The organism is Actinomadura geliboluensis, assembly GCF_043197915.1.
GTDB classification, from domain to species: Bacteria; Actinomycetota; Actinomycetes; order Streptosporangiales; family Streptosporangiaceae; genus Spirillospora; species Spirillospora geliboluensis.
This window is the reverse complement of the sequence record NZ_JBICUA010000003.1, coordinates 608,128-631,453: the sequence shown is the minus strand read 5'-3', so window position 1 is coordinate 631,453 and position 23,326 is coordinate 608,128. Positions and strand designations below refer to the sequence as shown.

16 protein-coding genes are annotated in these 23,326 nt (G+C 73.1%); 7 read left to right on the top strand and 9 right to left on the bottom strand.

What is annotated here, in order from left to right; genetic code table 11:
- Window positions 1-13 precede the first annotated feature (13 nt).
- The 9 genes from ACGFI1_RS13190 to ACGFI1_RS13150 all read right to left on the bottom strand — a co-directional run bounded on the left by ACGFI1_RS13190 (window position 14) and on the right by ACGFI1_RS13150 (window position 13,328).
- Window positions 14-2,224, bottom strand: coding sequence for an alpha-L-rhamnosidase-related protein (locus ACGFI1_RS13190; RefSeq protein ID WP_392785253.1), 2,211 nt, complete (start codon window positions 2,222-2,224; stop codon window positions 14-16).
- Window positions 2,225-2,233: 9 nt separating this feature from the next.
- Window positions 2,234-4,765: an alpha-L-rhamnosidase-related protein gene (locus tag ACGFI1_RS13185; RefSeq protein ID WP_392785251.1), complete on the bottom strand. Its 2,532-nt coding sequence runs from the start codon at window positions 4,763-4,765 to the stop codon at window positions 2,234-2,236.
- A 136-nt stretch (window positions 4,766-4,901) separates the two neighbouring features.
- On the bottom strand, window positions 4,902-6,953 hold the full coding sequence (locus ACGFI1_RS13180) for a bifunctional aldolase/short-chain dehydrogenase (protein ID WP_392785249.1): 2,052 nt from the start codon (window positions 6,951-6,953) through the stop codon (window positions 4,902-4,904).
- A gap of 22 nt (window positions 6,954-6,975) precedes the next feature.
- Entirely contained in the window at window positions 6,976-8,190 is a 1,215-nt protein-coding gene (rhaI, locus tag ACGFI1_RS13175; protein ID WP_392785247.1) for an L-rhamnose isomerase, read from the bottom strand.
- Between the two features lie 10 nt (window positions 8,191-8,200).
- Window positions 8,201-8,530 (bottom strand): L-rhamnose mutarotase, encoded by a 330-nt coding sequence (locus ACGFI1_RS13170; RefSeq protein ID WP_387074990.1) that lies wholly within the window; start codon window positions 8,528-8,530, stop codon window positions 8,201-8,203.
- 4 nt (window positions 8,531-8,534) lie between these two features.
- A complete protein-coding gene (gene rhaS / locus ACGFI1_RS13165) occupies window positions 8,535-9,620 on the bottom strand; it encodes a rhamnose ABC transporter substrate-binding protein (RefSeq protein ID WP_138634444.1) in 1,086 nt (361 codons plus the stop codon).
- A gap of 56 nt (window positions 9,621-9,676) precedes the next feature.
- On the bottom strand, window positions 9,677-10,675 hold the full coding sequence (locus ACGFI1_RS13160) for an ABC transporter permease (protein ID WP_392785245.1): 999 nt from the start codon (window positions 10,673-10,675) through the stop codon (window positions 9,677-9,679).
- On the bottom strand, window positions 10,672-11,790 hold the full coding sequence (locus ACGFI1_RS13155) for an ABC transporter permease (protein ID WP_386869458.1): 1,119 nt from the start codon (window positions 11,788-11,790) through the stop codon (window positions 10,672-10,674). Before ACGFI1_RS13155 ends, ACGFI1_RS13160 begins: the two co-directional genes overlap by 4 nt.
- Window positions 11,790-13,328: a sugar ABC transporter ATP-binding protein gene (locus ACGFI1_RS13150; protein WP_392785244.1), complete on the bottom strand. Its 1,539-nt coding sequence runs from the start codon at window positions 13,326-13,328 to the stop codon at window positions 11,790-11,792. Before ACGFI1_RS13150 ends, ACGFI1_RS13155 begins: the two co-directional genes overlap by 1 nt.
- A 304-nt stretch (window positions 13,329-13,632) precedes the next feature.
- Between ACGFI1_RS13150 and ACGFI1_RS13145 the strand changes: the two genes are divergently transcribed.
- The 7 genes from ACGFI1_RS13145 (at window position 13,633) to ACGFI1_RS13115 (ending at window position 23,325) form a co-directional block, all read left to right on the top strand.
- Window positions 13,633-14,697 carry a LacI family DNA-binding transcriptional regulator gene (locus tag ACGFI1_RS13145; RefSeq protein ID WP_240807207.1) on the top strand — a complete coding sequence of 355 codons (1,065 nt, stop codon included), beginning with the start codon at window positions 13,633-13,635 and terminating at the stop codon, window positions 14,695-14,697.
- A complete protein-coding gene (locus ACGFI1_RS13140) occupies window positions 14,694-15,407 on the top strand; it encodes a (Fe-S)-binding protein (RefSeq protein ID WP_392785243.1) in 714 nt (237 codons plus the stop codon). Before ACGFI1_RS13145 ends, ACGFI1_RS13140 begins: the two co-directional genes overlap by 4 nt.
- Complete coding sequence (locus tag ACGFI1_RS13135; protein WP_392734340.1) at window positions 15,404-16,858, top strand: LutB/LldF family L-lactate oxidation iron-sulfur protein; 1,455 nt, start codon at window positions 15,404-15,406, stop codon at window positions 16,856-16,858. Before ACGFI1_RS13140 ends, ACGFI1_RS13135 begins: the two co-directional genes overlap by 4 nt.
- Entirely contained in the window at window positions 16,855-17,475 is a 621-nt protein-coding gene (locus tag ACGFI1_RS13130; protein ID WP_387074976.1) for a LutC/YkgG family protein, read from the top strand. The genes ACGFI1_RS13135 and ACGFI1_RS13130 overlap by 4 nt, the downstream gene beginning before the upstream one ends.
- Complete coding sequence (locus ACGFI1_RS13125; protein ID WP_392785241.1) at window positions 17,472-18,905, top strand: rhamnulokinase; 1,434 nt, start codon at window positions 17,472-17,474, stop codon at window positions 18,903-18,905. Before ACGFI1_RS13130 ends, ACGFI1_RS13125 begins: the two co-directional genes overlap by 4 nt.
- Window positions 18,906-19,159: 254 nt before the next feature.
- Complete coding sequence (locus ACGFI1_RS13120) at window positions 19,160-22,096, top strand: ATP-binding protein (protein ID WP_392785239.1); 2,937 nt, start codon at window positions 19,160-19,162, stop codon at window positions 22,094-22,096.
- 134 nt (window positions 22,097-22,230) lie between these two features.
- Window positions 22,231-23,325 (top strand): alpha/beta fold hydrolase, encoded by a 1,095-nt coding sequence (locus ACGFI1_RS13115; RefSeq protein WP_138634416.1) that lies wholly within the window; start codon window positions 22,231-22,233, stop codon window positions 23,323-23,325.
- Window position 23,326: the final 1 nt, after the last annotated feature.

Here is a 23,326-nt window from a genome sequence, read left to right as displayed (position 1 = left end):
TCCTTTTCTCGGACTAACGGGCCGTGAGAATGTGGCGCCCGGCGGACGCTCCGTCCACGTAGACGTACCTGCCGTCGCTGGACACGCCGCGCGCGGTGGCCTTGCCCCCGGCCCAGACCGTCCGGCCGTCGAAGGTGACGCGGCGGGTGGACGGGCCGACCGGGACGGCGAGGCGGCCCTCGGTGCCGCGCGGCGCGGTGACCTTGAGCTGGAAGCCGTTGCCGGTCCTGCGCCAGGACGCGGCGATGTCGCCGTGCGGGGTCGGCACGGTGCCCTCGGCCCATGCCAGGTCCCCGGTGAACGGCACCACGGCCCAGGACGCGTACCCGGGGGCGGCGGGCCGCACGCCGAGGACCTTCGTGCTGAGCGTGACGGTCGGCTGCGCCGCCCAGCCGTGCGCGAGGCTGGAGAACTGCTTCAGGTTGGGGGTGCCGTCCGGCTGCATGTGCTCCCAGAACGTCGACCCCGGGTCCTGCCGGAGCTGGTGGCCCCAGTAGTTGCGGATCAGCTCCAGGCCGGACGCGTCGCCGGTCTCCAGGCGCGCGTCGGCTTCGAACCCGCTCGGCAGCGGCGCGTAGAACGGCGGGAGGCTCGGGTTGGGGGTGGACTGCGAGACCGTCAGCGATCCGATGTCCGTCCAGTTGTTGGCGCGCAGGTAGGCCAGTGCCCGCTCGGCGCGGTCGCCGCCGGCGATTCCGGTGAGGACGGCGGTGACGTTGCCGTCCTGCGGGTAGGCGCCGGGGATCTCGCGGGACAGCCGGTAGGCCCCGGCCTTCTCGTCCCACAGCTGGTCGTTGACGGCCTTCTTCACCTCGGCGGACCGGGCGGCGTAGGTCCGGGCGGCGGACGCGTCGCCGCGCGCCTTCGCCATCGCCGCCATCTGCCGCAGGTTGCGGGCGTAGAGGGCGTTGACGTAGGTCTCGTGGCCGCAGTTGGAGTAGCCGTAGTGGCCGCAGGAGCCGGACTCCTGGAAGGCGATCAGGCCCTTGTCGTCGCCGGCGCGCACCGATTCCAGCCAGGCGGTCGCCTTGGTGAGCTGCGGCCACCACTTGTCGAGGTAGGCGCGGTCGCCGGTGTACCACCAGTGGTCGTACATGTTGGTCACGAACCAGGTCACGTACTCGCCGTAGGTGCGCAGCTCGTTCTGGTTGTGCTGGCCGACGAGGCTGGCGGCGGGCACGTAGCCGTCCGGGAGCTGCTGGGCGGCGAGCGACGACAGCGAGTTGTCGACCGCGCCCATGTCGTAGGTGCTGACGTAGGCGACGGGCGCCTGGACGGCGAGGTCGCCCTGCCAGACGATCCGGTCGCGCTTGCCGCCGTCGTAGATGACGGAGGTGTTCGGGTCGGCGTGCGGGACGGGTGCGTCGGCGTGATCGCCCTCGCCCGGCGCGTACGGCCACTTCTTCGCCGTGTTCGGCGCGCCGGTGTTGATCTGCACGGTGTAGGCGCCCGCGTACCAGACCTTGTTGAGCAGGTCGTCGCTGGAGAGGAAGTGGCCGCGGTAGCCGTCCAGGTCGCGCTGGTCGGGCGCGGCGGTGAAGTCCAGCGAGACGGCGTCGATGTCGACGCTGCCGGGGCCGTCGAGGAAGAGGGTCGCGTAGCGGAACCCGCCGCGCAGCGCCCCGTCGCGGACGGTGCCGGGCAGCGCGACGCCGTCCAGCGGGAGGGCGTGGCTGTCGGTGTCCTCGGTGTAGGGCTGGCCGGGGAAGCCGTTCCAGATGTTGGCGGTGTCGCAGCCGGGCGCGATCTTGCCCTGCCCGCCGTTGGCGTCGGGGGCCAGCGCCATGTACTGCACCGATTCGGAGAAGCAGGCGCGCAGCTTCGGGTTCCCGGTCGCGCCCTTCACGCGGACCTTCAGGTGCCCGGCGACCTCTTTGCCGAAGTCGACGATCAGCAGCGGGGAGCCCGCCCGGTCGGCGGCACCGGTGAGCCGGACGGACGCCCCGCCCTTCTTCAGCGCGCCCTCCGGGGAGCCTTCGATGCCGCCCTGTCGCGGGTCGGCTTTGAACACCTTGACGGGCTTGACGTCGCGGCCGGCCGGGGCGAGGACGTAGGGCCGCCACTGACCGGGCCGCGGGGTGTAGGAGTCGTCCTGCCAGGGGCCCTTCGGGTGCGGCGCGGCGACGGCGGGGAGCGCGAGCGAGGCGGTGCTGGTGATCGTGAGGGCGGCGGCCACGGCGGCGCGGACGAGGGAACGGCGGACGGTCTTGGGGGGAACCATCATCACTCCAGGTCAGCGGGAGGCGGTCAGGATGGACGTGCCGGTCAGTCCGGGGACTTGCACGAGACCGTCGCGGACGGTGACGCCCGGCTTCACCGAGCGCCCGTCCCGCCACACGACCTTTCCGTTGACGCGGACTTCGGCGGCGCCCTGCGCGGGGACCCCGGCGGTGGCGGTGGAGCCGGAGGGCGCGGCGACGCGGAGCGTGAACGTCCCGCCGTGCCGCTTCCACGCGGCGGTGATGTCGCCGCGCGGTGTCGGGACGCGTCCCTCGGCCCAGCGCAGGCCGTTCACCGGGTGCGGCAGGACGGTGAACGTGCCGAAGCCGCCCGACGTCGGGGCGACGCCGAGGACCTGGTTGGTCAGGAACGACGTCGGCGCGGCGGCCCACCCGTGCGACAGGCTCGTGTAGGAGCCGAGTTGCGGCGCGCCCGCCGGGCTGACGTTCTCCCAGAGCGTGCCGGGCTGCGCCTTGCCGAGCATCGGGTACCAGGTGCGGCGCAGCAGCGACATCGCGCCCGCCATGTCCTGCTCGGCGGAGTGCGCGAGCAGCGACTGGGAGGACACGAACGGGCTGATGTACTGCGGGACGACGCCGCCGGGCTTGTCGACGGTCAGGTCGCCGTGCGGGTTGGCGAGGCCGTCGCCGAAGAACTTCAGCACCGCCTGGGCGCGGTCGCCGGTGGCGACGCCCGCCACGACGGCCATGGCGTTGCCGTCCTGCGGGTGGTTGCCGTCGGACTTGCTGACCTTGTAGGCGCCGGCGGCCGGGTCCCACAGGTGGTCGTTGATCGCCTTGGCGGTGCGGGCCGCGTGCTCGCGGTAGGTCTTGGCGAGCTCGGGCTCGCCCTTGGCCTCGGCGGCCCGCGCCGCCTGCCCGAGCACCTTGACGTACAGGGACGAGACGTACGTGCCGCCGGCGTCGTTGCCGTAGCCCCAGGTCCCGCCCGCGCCCTTCATGGTGAGGAGCCCGTCGTCGCCGGCGTTCGACTCCAGCCACGCGACGTTCCTCTTCATCGCGCCGTACCACGTGGTGAGGAAGTCGCCGTCGCCGGTGTACAGGTAGTGCGTCCAGTAGTTGTCGACCCACCAGGCCGCGTACTCGCCCCAGTTCATGTTGTAGCCGAACTCTTCGGTGAGGTAGAGCCCGGGGATCTGGCCGTTGGCCGCCTGCCCCTTCGCCATGAACGCGACGGCGTTGGCGGACGGCGCCGACTGCCCGGTGGTCAGGTACGACACCGCGTCCGCGACGGCGTTGTCGCCGCCCCAGATCATCCGGTCGCGCTTGGCGCCGTCGCTGATGATGCTGTCGCCGTCGCCGACGATCGCGTCGTTGCGGACCGGCCCCTCCTTGCCGGGGTAGGGGCGCCCGGTCGTCGGGTCGATCGTCGCCATCTGCACGGTGTAGGCGCCCGCGTACCAGAGCCGGTTCAGGGTGTCGTCGCTGGACAGGAACGCGCCCTTGTAGCCGTCCAGGTCGGGGTTGGCGGGGTCGGCGGTGAACTTGAGCCGCAGGTCGGACAGCTTCACCTCGCCGGGGCCGTCCAGGAAGACCATGAGGTAGCGGAACCCGCCCCGGATCACCGGGTCGGTCATGGCGGTGCGGCCGGCCTCGGTGTCGAGGTAGTGGGTCTCGGTGGCGAGGCCGACCGGGTCCTGGCTGTAGTCGGACGCGGTGGTGAGGTACTGCGCGCTCTCGCTGAACGCCAGGCCAAGCCTGGGGGTGCCCTTGCGGACGTCGGCCGTGACCTGGATCTGCCCGCCGACCTCCTTGCCGAAGTCGTAGATGACGTAGGGGCGGCCGTACTCGTTGGAGGTGAGCGTGGTGCCGCCCTGGCGGAACGCGCCGGACGGGTTCTGGACCGTCCCGCCGTAGGGAGCCGCCGGGGCGCGGCCGCCCTGCTGCAGCGTCCAGACGGCGTGGATGCGGGCGCCCGGCCCGGGGTTCGCGGTGTTGCGGAAGGTCACCCTGATGTCACCGGCGGAGCGGACGAGTCTCGCCGGGACCGCGACGTCGTAGTGGACGAGGCCCGCCTTGTCGCCGCTCCACACGCCGGCCTGCGCCGGGTCGGGCTTGCGCTCGTGGACGACCTCGCCGTTCACCAGCACCTCGTAGTGGGCGGTGGCGCTGCCCGCCTCCTCCACCCGGAGGGTGACGGGGCCGTGCCCAGGCGCGACGCGCATGCGGTAGCCGAAGCCGGCCCCCGCCTCGCCGCCCGTCTGGCGGGTCATGACGCCGTCGGCCTTGGCGGTTGTGGACGCTCCGGCGTCCAGGTCGTGCCCTTCCTTCTCCGATGTCTCGGACGCGGCGGTCACGTGGTCGGCGTTCAGCCCGTAGGACTCGGCGGCCTTCACCGGGCGGACCGTCCGGCCGGAGGGGGCGAGGATGTAGCGGTCGGCGCTGGACAGGGACGGCAGTCCCAGCGGGTCGCGGGGCGCCGCCGCGGCGGCACCGGACGGGACCGCGACGAGGGCGGCGGCCCCCAGGCTCAGGGAAGTGATGACGGATACGCGGGATCGGGCGAACCTTTTCGCTGGTGACATCGTTATCCTTCCGGGTTCCTCTTGGTAGAGCGGGCCCGACGGGACGGCCGGTGGCTCGGACGGGTGGTACCGCCGCGGTGGTGACAGCACCGCGGCGGTGTGGTCCGGGCCATCGGCCGGCCCTTTGCGGCGGTGATCAGCGCAGGAAGGCGGCGGCGACGCCGGCGTCCACGGGGATGTGCAGTCCGGTGGTGTGGGTCAGGTCCCCGCCGGTGAGGGCGAAGACGGCGGCGGCGACGTGCTCGGGCAGCACCTCGCGCTTGAGCAGCGTCCGCTGGGCGTAGAACTCGCCGAGCTTCTCCTCCTCCACTCCGTAGACGGCGGCGCGCTTGGCGCCCCAGCCGCCGGCGAAGATGCCGGAGCCGCGCACCACCCCGTCGGGGTTGACGCCGTTGACGCGGATGCCGTGCTCGCCGAGCTCGGCGGCCAGCAGCCGCACCTGGTGCGCCTGGTCGGCCTTGGTGGCGCCGTAGGCGATGTTGTTCGGCCCGGCGAACACGCCGTTCTTGGACGCGATGTAGACGATGTCGCCGCCCATGCCCTGCTCGACCATCACGCGGGCGGTCTCGCGGGACATCAGGAACGAGCCGCGCGCCATGACGTCGTGCTGCAGGTCCCAGTCGGCGGCGGTCGTGTCCAGCAGCGGCTTGGAGATCGACAGGCCCGCGTTGTTGACGACGAGGTCCACCCCGCCGAACGCCAGGACCGCGGCGCGGACGGCGGCGGCGATCTCGTCCTCGGAGGTCACGTCGACCGCGGCGGCGATGGCGGCGTCCGACGCGTGCAGGGCGCCGGCGCCGAGCTCCGCCGCGACCTTCTCGGCGGCGGCGAGGTCCCGGTCGGCGACGACGACGCAGGCGCCCTCGGCGGCGAGCCGGCGGGCGGTGGCGGCGCCGATGCCCGAGCCGCCGCCGGTGACGACCGCGACGCGGGTGGCGAGCGGCTTCGGCTTCGGCATCCGGCGGAGCTTGGCCTCCTCCAGCTCCCAGTACTCGATGCGGAACTTCTCCGCCTCGTCGATCGGCGCGTACGACGACAGCGCCTCCGCGCCCCGCATCACGTTGATCGCGTTGACGTAGAATTCGCCGGCGACCCGCGCGGTCTGCTTGTTCGCGCCGAAGGAGAACATCCCGACGCCGGGCACCAGCACGATCGCCGGGTCCGCGCCGCGCATCGCCGGGGAGCCGGCGGTGGCGTGCCGCGCGTAGTACGCCGCGTACTCCTCGCGGTAGGCGGCGTGCAGCTCCCTCAGCCGGGCCTTGGCCTCGTCGAGCGGGGCGTCCGGCGGCAGGTCCAGGACCATCGGCGCGACCTTGGTGCGCAGGAAGTGGTCCGGGCAGGACGTGCCGAGCGCCGCGAGCCGCGGGTGCTCGGCGCGGGAGACGAAGTCGAGGACGGCCTCGCTGTCGGTGTAGTGCCCGACCTGCGGCCGGTCCGTGGACGCCAGGCCGCGGATCAGCGGGAACAGCGCGGCGGCGCGCGCGTGCCGCTCGTCCTCCGGCAGCGTCGGGTGGATCACCTCGCCGAACGGGTCGGCCTTGCCGTGCTCGGCGATGTACGCCTCGGCGGTGCGGATGATGTCGAGCGAGTTGGCCTTGCACTCCTCGCTCGTGTCGCCCCACGCGGTGATGCCGTGCCCGCCGAGGATCACCCCGATCGCCCGCGGGTTGGCGCGCTTGATCTCGGCGATGTCCAGGCCCAGCTGGAAGCCGGGCCGCCGCCACGGCACCCACGCCACCCGGTCGCCGAAGATCCGCCGGGTCAGCTCCTCCCCGTCGGCGGCGGTCGCGATCGCGATGCCGGAGTCGGGGTGCAGGTGGTCGACGTGCGCGGCCTCGACGAGGCCGTGCATGGCGGTGTCGATGGACGGCGCCGCGCCGCCCTTGCCGTGCAGGCAGTAGTCGAACGCGGCGACCATCTCGTCCTCGCGCTCGACGCCCGGGTAGACGTCCACGAGGGCGCGCATCCGGTCCAGCCGCAGCACGGCCAGGCCCTTCTCGGTGAGGGTGCCGAGGTCGCCGCCGGAGCCCTTCACCCACATCAGCTCGACGTCGCGGGCCGTCACCGGGTCGGTGACCGTGCCCTTCGCGGACGCGTTGCCGCCCGCGTAGTTGGTGTTGCGGGGATCCGCGCCGAGGGTGTTGGCGCGGTCCAGCAGCTGCTCCACCTCGGGCGGGGTGGAAGTCATCGGTTCGGTCTCCTTCACCTGTTCAGGCGCCCCAGCCGGCGGCGTGGCCGTCCTTGCGCTCGGCGACGACGCGCTCGTAGTAGCCGGACGCCTTGTAGGCGGCGACCGGGTCCGGGTGCAGGCCCATCTCCTCGCGCAGCTCGGCGAGCAGCGGGCGGACGTCGGTGTTGTAGGCGTCCATGAACACCGCGTTCGCCTCGAGGACGTCACCGGCCTCCTGCGCGGCGCGCAGCGCGCCGGCGTCCACCAGCAGCGCCTTCGCGGTGGCCTCCTGCACGTTCATCACCGAGCGGATCTGGCCCTGGATCTTCGGCTCGATGTTGTGGCACTGGTCGAGCATGAACGCCACGCCGGTCCCCCCACGCTCTTGCCGGGGGGTGTGGGGGGTCGCCCCCCCACCGGTGTACGCGTCGTAGCCGCCGCCGCGCACCACCTCGTACATGATCCGGAACAGCTGGAACGGGTCGGCGGCGCCCACCATCAGGTCGTCGTCGGCGTAGAAGCGCGAGTTGAAGTCGAACCCGCCGAGCTTCCCCTCGCGCAGCAGGAACGCCACGATGAACTCGATGTTGGTGCCGGGCGCGTGGTGCCCGGTGTCCACCACGACCTGCGCCTTCGGGCCGAGCTTCACGCAGTGCGCGTAGGAGGCGCCCCAGTCCGGCAGGTCGGTCATGTAGAACGCCGGCTCGAACAGCTTGTACTCCAGCAGGAACCGCTGGTCGTCGCCGAGCCGCTCGTACACGGCGGCCAGGGCCTCGGCCATCCGGTCCTGGCGGGCGCGGATGTCGTCCTGCCCCGGGTAGTTGGTGCCGTCGGAGAACCACAGCTTCAGGTCGCGCGACCCGGTCTGGTCCATGATGTCGACCGCTTCGAGCAGGTGGTCGAGGGCCTTGCGGCGGACGGCCGGGTCGGGGTTGGTGACGCTGCCGAGCATGTAGTCGTCGTCCTGGAACACGTTGGTGTTCACCGCGCCGATCCGCACGCCGCGCTCCTCGGCGTGCGCGGCCAGCGCGGCGTAGTCGTCCACCCTGTCCCAGGGGATGTGGACGGCCACGCTGGGCGCGACGCCGGTGAACCGGTGCACCTGCGCGGCGTCGTCGATCTTCTCCTGCGGGGTGCGCGGCACGCCCCGCTGGGCGAAGACCTTGAACCGGGTCCCCGAGTTCCCGTACGCCCACGAGGGAGTCTCGATCTGCTGGCGGCGCAAGGCGTCCTTCACCGCGCGGGTGTCTGTCACGAGTTACCTCTCAATCCAGGTGGAAGACCTCGGTCAGCGGCCGCATGCCCTCATCGGGGCGGCCGTCGAGGTCCTCGAAGTACTGCGCCATCTCCGCCTGCCACCGGGCGTTCACCTCGGTGCGGGCCATCGCCTCCTGGGCGGCCTCGAAGTCGTCGGTCTCCAGGTAGCCGACGAGGAGGCCGTCCTCCCGCAGGAACAGCGAGTAGTTGTGCCAGCCGGAATCGCGCAGGGCGGTGAGCATGTCGGGCCAGACCGCCTGGTGGCGCAGCTTGTACTCCTCCAGGCGGTCCTGCCTGACCTTCAGCAGGAAGCAGACGCGCTTCGTGCGTTCGGACATGCGATCAGAAGTGGTACTGGTCGATGTTCTTCGCGTCGAACACCGTGGGCGGGCCGAGGATCACCTCGCCGTTGGCGCCGATCGTGCGCTCGCCGAGCTTGCCGGCCGTGAACTTCTCGCCCTGCGCGCCGGTGATCTGGCCGGACGCCAGCGCCGCCGCCGCGTAGGAGGACAGGTAGCCGAGGTTCTTGGGGTCCCAGAGCTCGAACTCCTTGACCGTGCCGTCCTTGACGAACTTGCGCATCTGGTCGGGGGTGCCGAGGCCGGTCAGCGCGACCTTGCCCTTGTACTTGGAGCCGGAGATGTAGCGGGCCGCGGCGGCGATGCCGACCGTGGTCGGCGAGATGATGCCCTTGAGGTTCGGGTACGCCTGCAGCAGGCCCTGGGTCTGCTGGAACGACTTCTGGTCGTCGTCGTCGCCGTAGGCGATCTTGACGAGCTTCATCTTGGCGTACTCGGGCTTCTTCAGCTCGTCCTGCATGAACTTGATCCAGGTGTTCTGGTTCGTGGCGTTCGCCGTCGCCGACAGGATCGCGATCTCGCCCTCGTGGCCGATCTGCTCGGCGAGCAGCTTGACCTCGCTGCGGCCGATCTCCTCCGAGCTCGCCTGGTTGATGAACACGTCCCGGCACTCGGGGTTGGTGTCGGAGTCGTAGGCGACGATCTTGATGTTCTTGGCCATCGCCTGCTTGAGCGGGCCGCACACCGCGTTCTCGTCGTTGGCGGCGATCAGGATCGCGTCGTGCCGCTGCTGGACGAGCGTGTTGATGTAGGAGACCTGGGAGGACGCGGACGCGTCGGACGGGCCGACCTCCTTGGCCTCGCCGCCGAACTCCTTGGCCGCCTCGATGCCGGCCTTGTCGACGATCGTCTCGTACGGGTTGTTGACCTGCTTGGGCAGGAACGCCAGCTTCAGGCCCTTCTTCAGGGGCGCGTTCGGGTTCGCGGTGGCGTTGCCGCCGGCCGCCTTGGCGTCCCCGGAGTCGGAGTCGTTCTTGGTGGTGCCGCCACAGGCGGCCATGCTGAGGGCCAGGACGCTCGCCGTGGCGACGGCCGCCAGCCGGCGCGGGACGCGCGGACGAATGGTCATCACGATGCCTTTCGGGGGTGCGGTGGGACGCGGCGGGGGGACGTGTCTCATGGGGGTCAGGGGGCGGCGGCGGGAGCCGCGGGTCGCGCGCCCCGCCGCCTGCCTTGGGCCTCGCGGACCACGGCGATCAGCCGCGGCGTGAGGACGCTGATGATGAGCAGCAGCCCGGTGACGATCGACTGGACCTCGGTGGGGACGTCGTTGAGCATCAGCAGGTTGCGGAGCAGGCCGATGAGCAGCACGGCGGCGATGACGCCGCCGAGGGTGCCCTTGCCGCCGTCGAAGTCGATGCCGCCGAGCAGCACCGCCGCGATGACGGTGAGCTCCAGGCCGAGCCCGTTGTCGGCGCGGGCGCTGCCGTAGCGGAGCGTGTAGACGATGCCGGCGAACCCGGCGACCAGCCCGGACACCACGAACAGCAGCAGCTTGATGCGCTTGACGCGGATGCCGGCGAAGTAGGCGGCGTCCTCCTGCGCGCCGATCGCGAACAGCGACCGCCCGATGCCGGTCGCGTGCAGGACGACGCCGGTGATGACGGCGAGCACGACGAACAGCGCGATCGGGTACGGGATCGGCGTGCCCGGGATCGAGGACGTCGCCAGGTCGGTGTACGCGGTCGGGAACTCGGAGATGGCGCCGGTGCCGAGCGTGACGTAGGCGAGGCCCCGGTAGAGGGTCATCGTGCCGATCGTCACGGCGAGGGACGGCAGCCCGAGCTTCGTCACCAGCAGCCCGTTGACGAGGCCGCAGACCAGGCCGACGGCGAGCACGATCGGGATGATCGTCTCGATGGCCATGCCGCCGTCCCACATCTTGCCGGTGAGCGCGCTGCACAGGCCGAGGATCGAGGCGACCGACAGGTCCACCTGCCCGCACACGACCAGCAGCGTCATCGGCAGCGCGATCAGCGCGATCTCCGACAGGTCGTCCAGCGCGAACGACAGATTGTCGTTGTTCGCGAAGTCGGGCGAGAACCCGGCGCCGCTCGCGAACACCAGGACCAGCAGGGCGGTGACGGCGGTCTCCCACCGCACCAGCCCTCCGAGGCGGCTCATGACCGTCCCTCCTTCTCCGCCGGGGCGGCCGCGGCCGGCTCGGCCGGGGCGGCGACGTCGCGGTGCGCGGACGATTCCAGCGACCGCTGTTTCAGCGCCCGGGTGACGCGCAGCGCCAGCAGCCGGTCGACGCTGATGGCCAGCAGCAGCAGGACGCCGGTGATCGCGTCCTGCCAGAACGAGTTGACCTTGAGCACCACCAGCACGCTGCCGATGGTGGTGAGCAGCAGCCCGCCGAGCGCCGCGCCCCACACGGTGCCGACGCCGCCGGTGATGGCGACGCCGCCGACGACGACCGCGGCGACGACCTTCAGCTCCCAGCCGTTCGCGGCGTCCGCGACGACGGTGCCGAAGCGGGCGAGCCACAGCACCCCGGCGAGGCCGGCGAGCGCGCCGCTGACGAGGTAGGCGGTGAGGACGCGGCGGCGGATCGGCACGCCGGCCAGGCGCGCGGCCTCCGGGCTGGACCCGATCGCGTAGAACTCGCGGCCGGAGGAGTAGGACCGCAGGTAGTACCCGGCCGCCAGCATCACCGCGACGGTGATGATCGGCAGGTAGGGGATGCCGAGGATCCCGTCGTTGCCGAGGCTCAGCACCGAGGCGGGCAGGTCGGCGGCGCCGATCTGCTCGCCGTGTGCGATGCGGTAGTCCAGGCCCTGGATCACGTACAGGGTGCCGAGGGTGACGACGAGGGACGGGACCCGCAGGAAGCTGACGAGCAGGCCGTTGACCAGCCCGCAGACCAGCCCGATCGCGACGCCGAACACCAGGACGAGCACGACGTGGCGGTCGCCGCCGGCGGCGAACTTGCCGGCGCTGAACGCGACGAGCCCCACCAGGGAGCCGACCGACAGGTCGATGTTGCGGGTGACGACGACGAGCGTCTGCCCGACGGCGAGCAGCACCAGGATGGAGGCGTTGAGGAAGATGTCCTTGACGCCCTGCCCGGACAGGAACCGCGGGTTCGCGATCGTCGTCGCGACGACGAGCACGACGAGGGCGCCGAGGATGCTCATCTCGCGGGCGCGCAGCACCAGCTCGACCAGCCGCCGGCCGCCGCCGGCGGAGCCGCCCGCCCCGCCCGGCCGCGCCGGACTCTCCGTGAGCACGGTCATCAGGCCGCCTTCCCCGTCCCCGCACGCCCGGTCGCGGCGGCCATCACGTTCTCCTCGGTCGCGTCCGCGCGGGCGATCTCGGCGGTGAGCCGGCCCTCGTGCATGACGAGGATCCGGTCGGCCATGCCGAGCACCTCCGGCAGGTCGGAGGAGATCATCAGCACCGCGAGGTCCTGCGCGGCCAGCTCCGACAGCAGCCGGTGCACCTCGGCCTTGGTGCCGACGTCGATGCCGCGGGTCGGCTCGTCCACGATCAGCACGGCGGGCTCGGTGGCGAGCCACTTGGCGAGCACGACTTTCTGCTGGTTGCCGCCGGACAGGACGCCGACGGAGTCGCTGAGGCGGGCGTACTTGAGCTGGAGCCGCAGCGCCCAGTCGGCGGCGCGGTCCCGCTCGACCCGGCGGGAGATGAGCCCGCCGCGCCCGGTGGCGCGGCGCAGCGTCTTCAGCTGGGTGAGGCCCATGTTCCGCTCGATGGACATGTCCATGACGAGGCCCTGCTGGCGGCGGTCCTCGGGGACGAGCGCGAGCCCCGCCGACATCGCGGCGGTGGGGCTGCCGGCCGGCAGCGCGCGGCCCGCGACCTCGACGGCGCCGGCGTCCCAGCGGTCCACCCCGAAGATCGCGCGGGCGACCTCGCTGCGGCCGGCGCCGACCAGCCCGGCCAGCGCGACGATCTCGCCGCGGCGGACCTCGAAGGAGACGTCGGTGAAGGCGCCCTCGCGGGTGAGGCGGCGCACCGTCAGCGCGACCTCGCCGGGGGTCACGTCCTGCTTGGGGTAGAGCGCGTCGAGGTCGCGGCCGACCATCCGGCGGACGAGGTCGTCGGGGGTGAGGTCGGCGACCATGTCGGTGCCGACGTAAGCGCCGTCGCGCAGCGTGGTGACGCGCTGGCACAGCTCGAAGATCTCCTCGAGCCGGTGCGAGATGAACAGCACCGCGCAGCCCTGCTCGCGCAGCGTGCGGGTCACCGCGAACAGGCGGGCGACCTCCTGGCCGGTGAGCGCGGCGGTGGGCTCGTCCATGATGAGCACGCGCGCGTCCCGGGAGATGGCCTTGGCGATCTCGACGACCTGCTGGTCGGCGATCGACAGGCCGCGGGCGGGCTGCTGCGGGTCCAGCGCGACGCCGAGCCGCTCGAACAGCTGCGCCGTCCGCGCGTGCATGGCGCGGCGGTCGATGCGGCCGAGCGCGGCGCGCGGCTGGCGGCCCATGAAGATGTTCTCGGCGACCGACAGGTCGGGGAACAGCGTGGGCTCCTGGTAGATGACGGCGACGCCCGCGGCCTGCGCGTCGGCGGGGCCGTGGAAGGCCGCCGGCTCCCCGTCCACCCGCACCTCGCCCGCGTCGGGGCGGTGCACTCCTGCGAACGTTTTTACGACCGTGGACTTGCCGGCGCCGTTCTCGCCGGCGAGCGCGTGCACCTCGCCCGCGTGCAGCTCCAGCGTGACGCCCTGCAGGGCGCGCACGGCGCCGAACGATTTGCTGACGTTGACCAGGGCCAATGTCGGCGGTGCCGACCGGCCGGGTGCACTCATGTCGGCCCTCCTCGCGGGGGACGTCGGTTTCCGGGGGATGAAAAACGTTTTAACGTGATGTTGCGGAGGACGCTAGATGTGAGCCGGGACACCCGTCAAGAGGGAAGCTTGCGGCCGACCCCCTCCGAGGCTGCGAAAACCCCGTCCGGGCAAGGGTCCGCACGTTTTTCGAAGTCACCTCCGGCCGGGACCGGCCAGCGAGGTTTGCCCGTCCACCGGGCCCGATCCGGGGTTGACACGTTTTAATGACATGTCCCAGAGTGAGCGGCGACACAGGCGGCGGACCGGACCGGGGGCACACGGATTGAGCACAGACGACACCGGCCGTCCCGAGCCGCTGAGCAGGACGGTCGGCATCAAGCAGGTCGCGGCGCGCGCCGGGGTCTCCCCGGGCACCGTGTCCAACGTGCTCAACCGGCCCGAGCGGGTGGCCGCGGCGACCCGCGCCCGGGTCGAGCAGGCGATCCGCGAGCTCGGCTTCGTCCGCAACGGCTCGGCGTCCACGCTGCGCGCCGGGCACAGCAGCACGATCGGGCTGATGGTCCTCGACCTCGCCAACCCGTTCTTCACCGACGTGGCGCGCGGCGTGGAGGAGGCCGCCAGCGAGCGCGGCTACGCGGTCATCCTGTCCTCCTCGGGCGAGTCGGACGAGCGGGAGCAGCGCAACCTGCGGGTGTTCGCCGAGCAGCGGGTCCGCGGCGTGCTGCTGACCCCGGTCGGCGACGACGGCGAGACCGCCGACCGGCTGCGCGACCGCGGCGTCCCGGTGGTGCTGCTCGACCACCCGACCCCGCGCGCCAACCAGTGCTCGGTCGCCGTCGACGACGTCGCGGGCGGGGAGCTGGCCGCCGGCGAGCTGCTGGACGCCGGCGCCCGCACGCTGGCGTTCGTCACCGGGCCGACGGTGCTGCGCCAGTGCGCCGACCGCCGCAAGGGCGCGCTGCGGGCGCTGCGCGCCGCCGGGCTCGGCCGCGACGCGCTGCGCGAGGTCGCGGTCGGCGCGATGAACGCGCGGGGCGGGCAGGAGGCGGCGCGGCGGCTGCTGGAGGCGGGCCCGCCGCTGCCGGACGCGATCTTCTGCGCCAACGACCTGCTCGCGCTCGGCGTGCTGCGTGTGCTGCTGCAGGCCGGGATCAAGGTGCCGGGTGACGTGGCGCTGATCGGGTACGACGACATCGAGTTCTCGGCCGCGGCCGCCGTCCCGCTCAGCTCGGTGCGGCAGCCCACCTACCAGCTCGGCCGCATCGCGACCGAGCTGCTGCTGGAGGAGTGCGACGAGTCGGGCGGGCACGCCCACCAGCAGGTCATGTTCCAGCCCGAGCTGGTGGTCCGCGAGTCCAGCCGGTCGGCCCTTGGAGGCTCCCCGTGAAAGTCGCGCTGTTCCTCACCTGCGTCAACGACACGATGTTCCCGGGGACCGGTAAGGCGATGGTGCGGCTGCTGCGGCGCCTCGGCCACGACGTCGAGTTCCCCGAGTCGCAGACGTGCTGCGGGCAGATGCACCTCAACACCGGGTACCGGCGGCAGGCGCTGCCGCTGGTGAAGGGGTTCGCCGAGACCTTCGAGCCCTACGACGCGGTCGTGACGCCGTCGGCGTCGTGCGGCGCGATGATCCGCGACTGGCATCCGCGGCTCGCGCCCCGCACGGCCGGGGTCGCCTCGCGGGTGTACGAGCTGTCGGAGTTCCTGGTGGACGTCCTCGGCGTCACCGACGTCGGCGCCTACTTCCCGCACCGCGTCACCTACCACCCGACGTGCCACTCCCTGCGGATGCTGCACGTCGGCGACCGCCCGCTGCGGCTGCTGCGCAAGGTGCGCGGCATCGACCTGGTCGACCTGCCGGACGCCGCCGAGTGCTGCGGGTTCGGCGGGACGTTCGCGCTGAAGAACGCCGAGGTGTCGGCGGCGATGTGCGCCGACAAGGTCACCGCCGTGCGGGAGACGAGGGCCGAGGCGCTGTGCGCGGCCGACAACTCCTGCCTGATGCACATCGGCGGGGCGCTCACCCGCACCCGCGCCGGGGTGCGGACGGTGCACCTCGCCGAGATCCTCGCGTCCACCGAGGAGGACCCGTCATGAGCTCGTCCGCCATGCCCACCTACGTCGGAATGCCGTCGTTCCCCGACGCCGCCCGCCGGGCGGTGGCCGACGCGCGGCTGCGCGGCAACCTCGCGCACGCGACCACCACGATCCGGGAGCGGCGCGCCGGCGCCGTCGCGGAACTGGCCGACTGGCCCGCGCTGCGCGAGGCGGGCAAGCAGATCAAGGACCACGTCCTGGCGAACCTCGGCCACTACCTGCCGCTGCTGGAGGAGAAGGTCACCGCGGCCGGCGGCACCGTGCACTGGGCGCGCGACGCCGCCGAGGCCAACCGGATCGTCGCCGACCTCGTGAAGGCGACCGGCGAGACCGAGGTCGTCAAGGTCAAGTCGATGGCGACGCAGGAGATCGGCCTCAACGAGTTCCTCGCCGAGGAGGGCATCACCGCCTACGAGACCGACCTCGCCGAGCTGATCGTGCAGCTCGGCGACGACCGGCCGTCGCACATCCTCGTCCCGGCCATCCACCGGAACCGGTCCGACATCCGCGACATCTTCCTGCGCGCGATGGAGGACGCGCCCGCCGGCCTGACCGACTCCCCCGCCGCGCTCGCGGAGGCGGCGCGGCGGCACCTGCGCGCGAAGTTCCTGTCGGCGAAGGTCGGGGTGTCGGGCGTGAACTTCGCGGTCGCCGACACCGGCACCCTCGTCGTGCTGGAGTCGGAGGGCAACGGGCGGATGTGCCTGACGCTCCCCGAGACGCTGATCTCGGTGATGGGCGTGGAGAAGATCGTGCCGAGCTGGCAGGACCTGGAGGTGTTCCTGCAGCTGCTGCCGCGCTCGTCCACGGCCGAGCGGATGAACCCCTACACCTCCACCTGGACGGGCGTGGCGCCCGGCGACGGCCCGCGCGACTTCCACCTCGTCCTGCTGGACAACGGCCGCACCGACACCCTCGCCGACGAGGTGGGCCGGCAGGCGCTGCGCTGCATCCGCTGCTCGGCGTGCCTGAACGTGTGCCCGGTCTACCAGCGCGCGGGCGGCCACGCCTACGGGTCGCCGTACCCGGGGCCGATCGGCGCGATCCTGTCCCCGCAGATCCGCGGCATCGGCTCGGACGTGGACGCGTCCCTGCCGTACGCGTCGTCGCTGTGCGGCGCGTGCTTCGAGGCGTGCCCGGTCGCGATCGACATCCCGGAGGTGCTGGTGCACCTGCGGGCCCGCGCCGTGGAGAAGGGCCCGCGCCATCCGCTGGAGCGGGTGGCGATGACGGCGGCCGGGTGGACGCTGCGCTCCCCCACCCGGCTCGGGCTCGCGCAGCGCGCCGCGTCGGCGAGCCGCAGGGTCGTGGCGCGCGGCGGCCGGATCCGGCGGCTGCCGGGGCCGCTGAACGCCTGGACCGAGACGCGGGACGCGCCCGCGCCGCCGCCGGAGTCGTTCCGCGCCTGGTGGGCCCGGACCGACGGCGGCCGCACGGAGGAGGACGAGTGAACGCGCGCGAGGAGATCCTGCGCCGCATCGAGGGGATCACGCCCACCCGGCCGGCCGCCGAGGTCGCGGCGTCCTACGCCCGGATCGACCGCGGCTACCTGCGCCGCCACCACGAGGACGGCGTCCTCGACCTGTTCGCCGAGCGCGTCGCCGACTACCGCGCGACGGTGCTGCGGGCGCCGGCGTCCGAGGCCGCCGCGGTGGTCGCGGAGCGGCTCGCGGCACGGCCCGGCTCCTACGGCGCTCCCGCCGACCTGCCCGCCGAGTGGACGTCGGAGGTGGCGGCGCCGCTGGTCCGCGACTTCTCCGTCGCGTCCCTGGACGGGCTCGCGGGCGCGGTCACGGGCTGCGCCGCCGCGATCGCCGAGACCGGCACGATCGTCCTGGACCACGGCGCGGGGCAGGGGCCGCGCGCCTTGTCGCTCGTGCCCGACTACCACCTGATCGTCGTCCGCGCCGAGCAGGTCGCCCCGGACGTGCCGGAGGCGCTCGAACGGCTCGACCCGTCCCGCCCGCTGACGTTCGTGTCGGGGCCGTCGGCGACGAGCGACATCGAGCTGTCCCGGGTCGAGGGCGTGCACGGGCCCCGCACGCTGGAGGTACTGGTCATCACATGAGCGAGGAGACTTTCGCGGCCGTCGACCTCGGCGCGTCGAGCGGCCGGGTGATGGCCGGGCGCGTCGGGCCCGGCGTGCTGGACCTGGCGGAGGTCCGCCGCTTCCCGAACCGGCCGGTCCGCGCCGGCGGCACCCTGTACTGGGACATCCTCGGCCTGTACGGCAACGTCCTGGACGGGCTGCGCGCCGCGCCCGCCGGGCTCGCGTCGGTCGGCATCGACTCGTGGGCGGTCGACTACGGCCTGCTCGACGCGGAGGGGCGGCTGCTCGGCAACCCCGTCCACTACCGCGACGCCCGCACCGACGGCGTGATGGACCGGGTCCGCGCCGACCTCGGCGACGACCTGCTGTACCGGACGTCCGGGCTGCAGTTCCTGCCGTTCAACACGATCTACCAGCTTGCGGCCGACGACCTGTCGCGGGCGGCCACGCTGCTGCTCGTCCCGGACCTGCTGGCCTACTGGCTGACGGGCGAGACCGGCGCCGAGCGCACCAACGCCTCCACGACGGGGCTGCTGGACGTCCGCGACGGCACCTGGTCGCAGGACCTGCTGGACCGGCTCGACCTGCCCGCGAAGATCCTCCCGCCGCTGCGCGACCCCGGCGAGGCCATCGGGACGCTCCGCCCGGACGTGGTGGCCGAGACCGGCCACGCCGGCCTCCAGGTCACGGCCGTCGGCTCGCACGACACCGCGTCCGCGGTCGCCGCCGTGCCCGCCGCGACCGGCCGGTTCGGCTACATCTCCTGCGGCACCTGGTCCCTGGTCGGCGTCGAGCTGGACGCGCCCGTCCTGTCCGAGGAGAGCCGCGCCGCGAACTTCACCAACGAGGGCGGCGTCGACGGGACCGTCCGCTACCTGCGCAACGTGATGGGCCTGTGGCTGCTGCAGGAGTCGCTGCGGACCTGGGGGAACCCGGACCTGCCCGCCCTGCTCGCGGAGGCGGCGCGGCTGCCGGGGCTGCGCTCCCTCATCGACCCCGACGACCCGGAGTTCCTGCCGCCCGGCGACATGCCCGCCCGCATCGCGGCGCACTGCCGGCGCCGCGGGTTCCCCGTCCCGGAGACGCGCGCCGAGACCGTCCGCTGCGTCATGGACAGCCTCGCCCTCGCGCACCGCGCCACGCTGCGCGCGGCGGCCCGGCTGTCGGGGCGCGAGATCGAGGTCGTGCACCTGGTCGGCGGCGGCAGCCGCAACGACCTGCTGTGCCGGCTGACCGCCGACGCCAGCGGCCTGCCGGTGGTGGCGGGGCCGGTCGAGGCGACCGCCCTCGGCAACGTCCTGGCGCAGGCCCGTGCCCGCGGAGTGGTCGGTGACCTGGCCGAAGCCCGCGCGCTGGTCGCCGCCACGCAGGACCTCCGCCGCTACGCCCCGTCCGGCGACGAGACCCGCTGGCGGGAGGCCGCCGTCCGCCTCGGCCTGGAGTCCTGACCCGCCCGGGGCGATGTCACGGTCACGGGACGGTTTACCCACCCGAGGTTGACATGGGGCCCGCAAGGGACGTTCATAGCTATGTACATACGGCACGAAGGAGGCCGGCCCGAGCGGGTAAGACGCAGGCCGGGGCGTGTTGTCCCACCTTATTGACGTTTTACCCGATAGGGTGAATCCCGCCAATTCTCAGGACCGCAACAAAGAAGCATCGTCACGGCGTATCGGCCGCCTGTCGCTGTTGGGGTGTGGACATGGAGGGTCGTGCGGCCCGCGACGCCGGGGGCTCCGGCAACGCTCCGCTCGTGGGGCGACGGGACGCGCTGCGGGAGATCGACCGCGCGCTCGACGCGGCCGAGGGCGGCTACGGCTTCGTCGCGCTGGTGGGCGAGCCCGGCGCCGGCAAGACCCGGCTGCTGAACGAGCTGGCCGACGGCGCGATCGCCCGCAAGCTGCCCTTCGCGGCCGGCCGCGCGGCCGAGTTCGAGCAGGAGATGCCGTTCGGCGCCGTGGTCGACGCGCTCGACGACCGCCTCGAGGAGCACTCCCTCGACCTGCCGCCCGCCGCGCTGCGGCTGCTCGGCACCGTGTTCCCCGCGCTCGCCGACCTGTCCGGCGACCCGCCCGCCGCCTCCCCCGAGTCGCACGTGGCGCGGTACCAGCTGCACCGCACGGTCCGGCACCTGCTGGAGGCGCTGGCCGAGCCGTCCGGGCTGGTCCTGATCCTGGACGACCTGCACTGGGCCGACGACGCGACCATCGAACTGCTCGACCACCTCGTCCGGCACCCGCCGCGCGCCCGGGTGCTGGTCGCGGTCGCCTACCGGCCCGCGCAGGCGTCGCCGCGGCTGGCGGCGCTGGTGGACGCGGCCGGCCCGCAGGGCGCGCGGGTCGCGGTCTCGCCGCTCACCCAGAGCGAGGTCCGCGAGTTCCTCGGCCCGGACGTCGGCCACGCCCGGTGCGAGGCGCTGTTCAAGGCCAGCGGCGGCAACCCGTTCTACCTGGAGGCCCTGGCCAAGATGGCCGACGGGGCCGCGCCCGCGGCCGGCGGCGGCCTCGACCGGCACTGGGAGAAGGGCGTCGCGAACCTGACCGAGGTGCCGCCGGCGGTGCGGGCGGCGCTGCAGGTCGAGCTGAGCGCGCTGCCGCCGCAGGCGCTGCTGATGGCGCGCGGCGCCGCGGTCGCCGCGGACGTGTTCGAGCCCGCGCTCGCGGCGGTCGCCGCGGAGATGGAGCAGCACGCCGCGCTCACCGCCCTGGACGTGCTGACCGGCCACGACGTGGTGCGGGCCGCGCCGGGCGGCCGGTTCCGGTTCCGCCACCCCCTCGTCCGGCACGTCGCCTACGCCTCGACGGCCGCGGGCTGGCGGATCGCCGCGCACTCGCGGGTGTCGGAGCGGCTGGCCGAGCTCGGCGCCCCGGCGGCCGTGCGCGCCCACCACGTGGTGCGGTCCGCGCGGTTCGGCGACGCCGCGGCGATCTGGACGCTGGTGGAGGCCGCCCGCGCCGTCGGGCGGCAGGCGCCCGCCACCGCCGCGTACTGGCTGCAGGCCGCGCTCGACCTGATGCCCGGCGCCGCCGACGAGTCCTACCCCGACCGGGTGGAGCTGCTGGTCGAGCTGGCCCAGGTGCAGGCCCTCAGCGGCCACGCCGAGGAGGGCCGGGAGGCCGCGCGCACCCTGCTCGGGCTGCTGCCGCCCGACGACACCGTCCGCCGCGCCCGCACCGTGCACATGTGCGCGATCATGGAGCGGCAGCTCGGCCGCATCCACGAGGCCCGCGCCCTGGTGCTGGACGAGCTGCGCCGCATCACCGACCGGCAGACCCCCGAGGCGGTGCTGCTGCGCATCCGGCTCGTCGCCGACCGGATCCAGCGCATCGACACCCGCGGCTCGCACGCCATCCTGGAGACCATCCCCGAGACCGCCCCCGGCTGGGGTCCCGGCCTCACGGCGGCGGTCGCGGCGATGCGCCCGATGGTCGCCTACGGGCGCGGCGAGGTCGGCGAGGCGATCGCCTACGCGCAGACCGCCGACCAGCTGTTCTCCGCCGCGTCCGACAACGAGTTCACCGACTGCCTGGACTGCTTCGCCTGGCTGGTGTTCGCCGAGTCGTTCCTCGGCATGTACGACGAGGCGCTGCGGCACGCCGAGCGGCTGGTGTCGATCACCCGCACGACCGGGCAGACGTTCGTGCTCGGCTACATGCTGTCGGGCCAGTCCCGCATCCTCGCCCAGCTGGGCCGGCTGGAGGAGGCCGCCGCCGTCGCCGACGAGGCCACCGCGGTCGGCCGCGACCTGCGCTCGCAGGAGGTGCTGGCCTACGGGCTGATCCAGCAGTGCCTGACCGCGTCCTGGACGGGCGACCACGAGCGGGCGCTGCGGGCCGGGGACGAGGCCGTCGCCAACGACACCGGCTCGGGCGAGTGGTGGACGCACATGGCGCACGTCGCCCGCGCCCTCGCGGTGATCAACGAGGGCCGGCTGGAGGAGGGCGCGACCGCGCTGATCGCCGCGTGCGGGGACGGCACCGCCGGCCTGGACTTCAGCACCCTGCTGATCTGCGCGGAGGCGCTGGCCGCCGTCCGCGCCGCGCAGGACGACGCCGCCGACGCCGCGAAGTGGGCCGACATCGCCGAGGCGATCACCGACCCGCTGCTGTCCGGCGACACCGGCCTGGCCCGGCTCACCCGCGCGCACGCGCTGCGCGCCGCCGACCCCGCCGCGTCCGCCGCGCTGGCCGCGGAGGCCGCCGACCTGCTCGCCAAGGCCGGGCGGCGGCCGGAGGCGGGCCGCGCCGAACTGGCCGCCGGGCTCGCGCACGCCGCCGCCGGCGACCGCTCCCGCGCCCGCGACCGGCTGCGCGCCGCCGCCGAGGTCTTCGAGGCGTGCGGGATGAAGGGGCTGCTGGCGCAGGTCGCCCGCGAGCAGCGCCGGCTCGGCGTCCGGGTCCCCGCCGCCGGGTCCGCCGCCGGCAAGGGCGCCAAGGGCCGCAAGGACCTGCCGTTCGGGCTGTCCCCGCGCGAGCACGAGATCGCGCTGCTGGTCGCCGAGGGCAACAGCAACCAGCAGATCGCCGAGCGGCTCTACCTCAGCGTCCGGACGGTCGAGACCCATCTGTCCCGCGTCTTCGCCAAGATCGGCGTGTCCTCGCGGGTGGGCGTCGCGACCGCGATGAACCGTTCCGAGTAGATCAGACTCTTAGTTCACGTACGTCCCGTACGTCCAGCGGGTGAGCACGCACCCGTAAGTACGGGTTCTCCACGATGCCGCGCCGATATCCGCGTTTGGCAGGGTTGGAGCGTCAGGAAGCGGAGGAGAAGGACATGGATCAGCAGCGGATCGCGCGCTTCACGCACGCGGGCGTCGCCGACGCCGAGGTGTCCGTGCACCCCTTCGCGACCGGCGACGGCCTCGGCCTGAACCTGACCCGGTTCCGCCGGAACGACTGCGACGACGTCGTCCTGCTGGTGCACGGGCTGACGACCTCCAGCGACATGTTCATCATGCCGGAGCACGCCAACCTGGTGAACCACCTGCACGACGCCGGGTTCGGCGACGTGTGGGCGCTGGACTTCCGGATCAGCGGCCGGTTCCCCTACAACTCCGAGACCGCGCGCCACAACCTCGACGTCATCGCGCTCCACGACCACCCGGCGGCGCTCGCCGAACTGCGGCGGCACATCGGGGACCGCCGGGTCCACGTGATCTCCCACTGCGTCGGCGCGATCTCGTTCTCGATGGCGCTGTTCGCCGGCACCGTCACCGGCGTCACCAGCCTGGTCTGCAACAGCGTCTCCCTCACGCCGCGCACGCCGCGCTGGTCGAGGATCAAGCTCGGCTACGGCCCGGCCCTGATGGAGTACGTGCTCGGGCCCTGCCACCTGGACCCGAGGTACGGGAACGCTCCAGTGCTCACGCGCGGCTGGATGCTCGCCAAGGCCGTCGCGCCGTTCCACCGCGACTGCGACGAGCCCGCCTGCCACATGCTCAGCTTCATGTGGGGCGGCGGCAAGCCGATCTACACGCACGAGAAGATGTCGCCGGTCACGCACGGCCGGCTGCCCGACCTGTTCGGGGCCTGCAACGTCAACTACTACCGGCACCTGCACGCGATGGTGAAGGCCGGCCGCGCGATCAAGCACCGCCCGCGCGACCCCCGCCTCGCGGCCCTGCCGGACGACTACCTGTCGCGCGCCGCCACGGTCACGACGCCGATCCTGTTCCTCACCGGAGACCGCAACCACGTGTTCACCGACTCCAACATCGTCTGCCACCGGACGCTCGAGAAGTCCGCGCCCGGCCTGCACGAGCTGGCCGTCCTGCCCGGCTACGGCCACCAGGACCCGTTCATGGGCGCCGCCTCCGACACCGAGGTGTTCCCGCAGGTCGTCGACTTCCTCAAGCGGAAGGCGGGCTGAG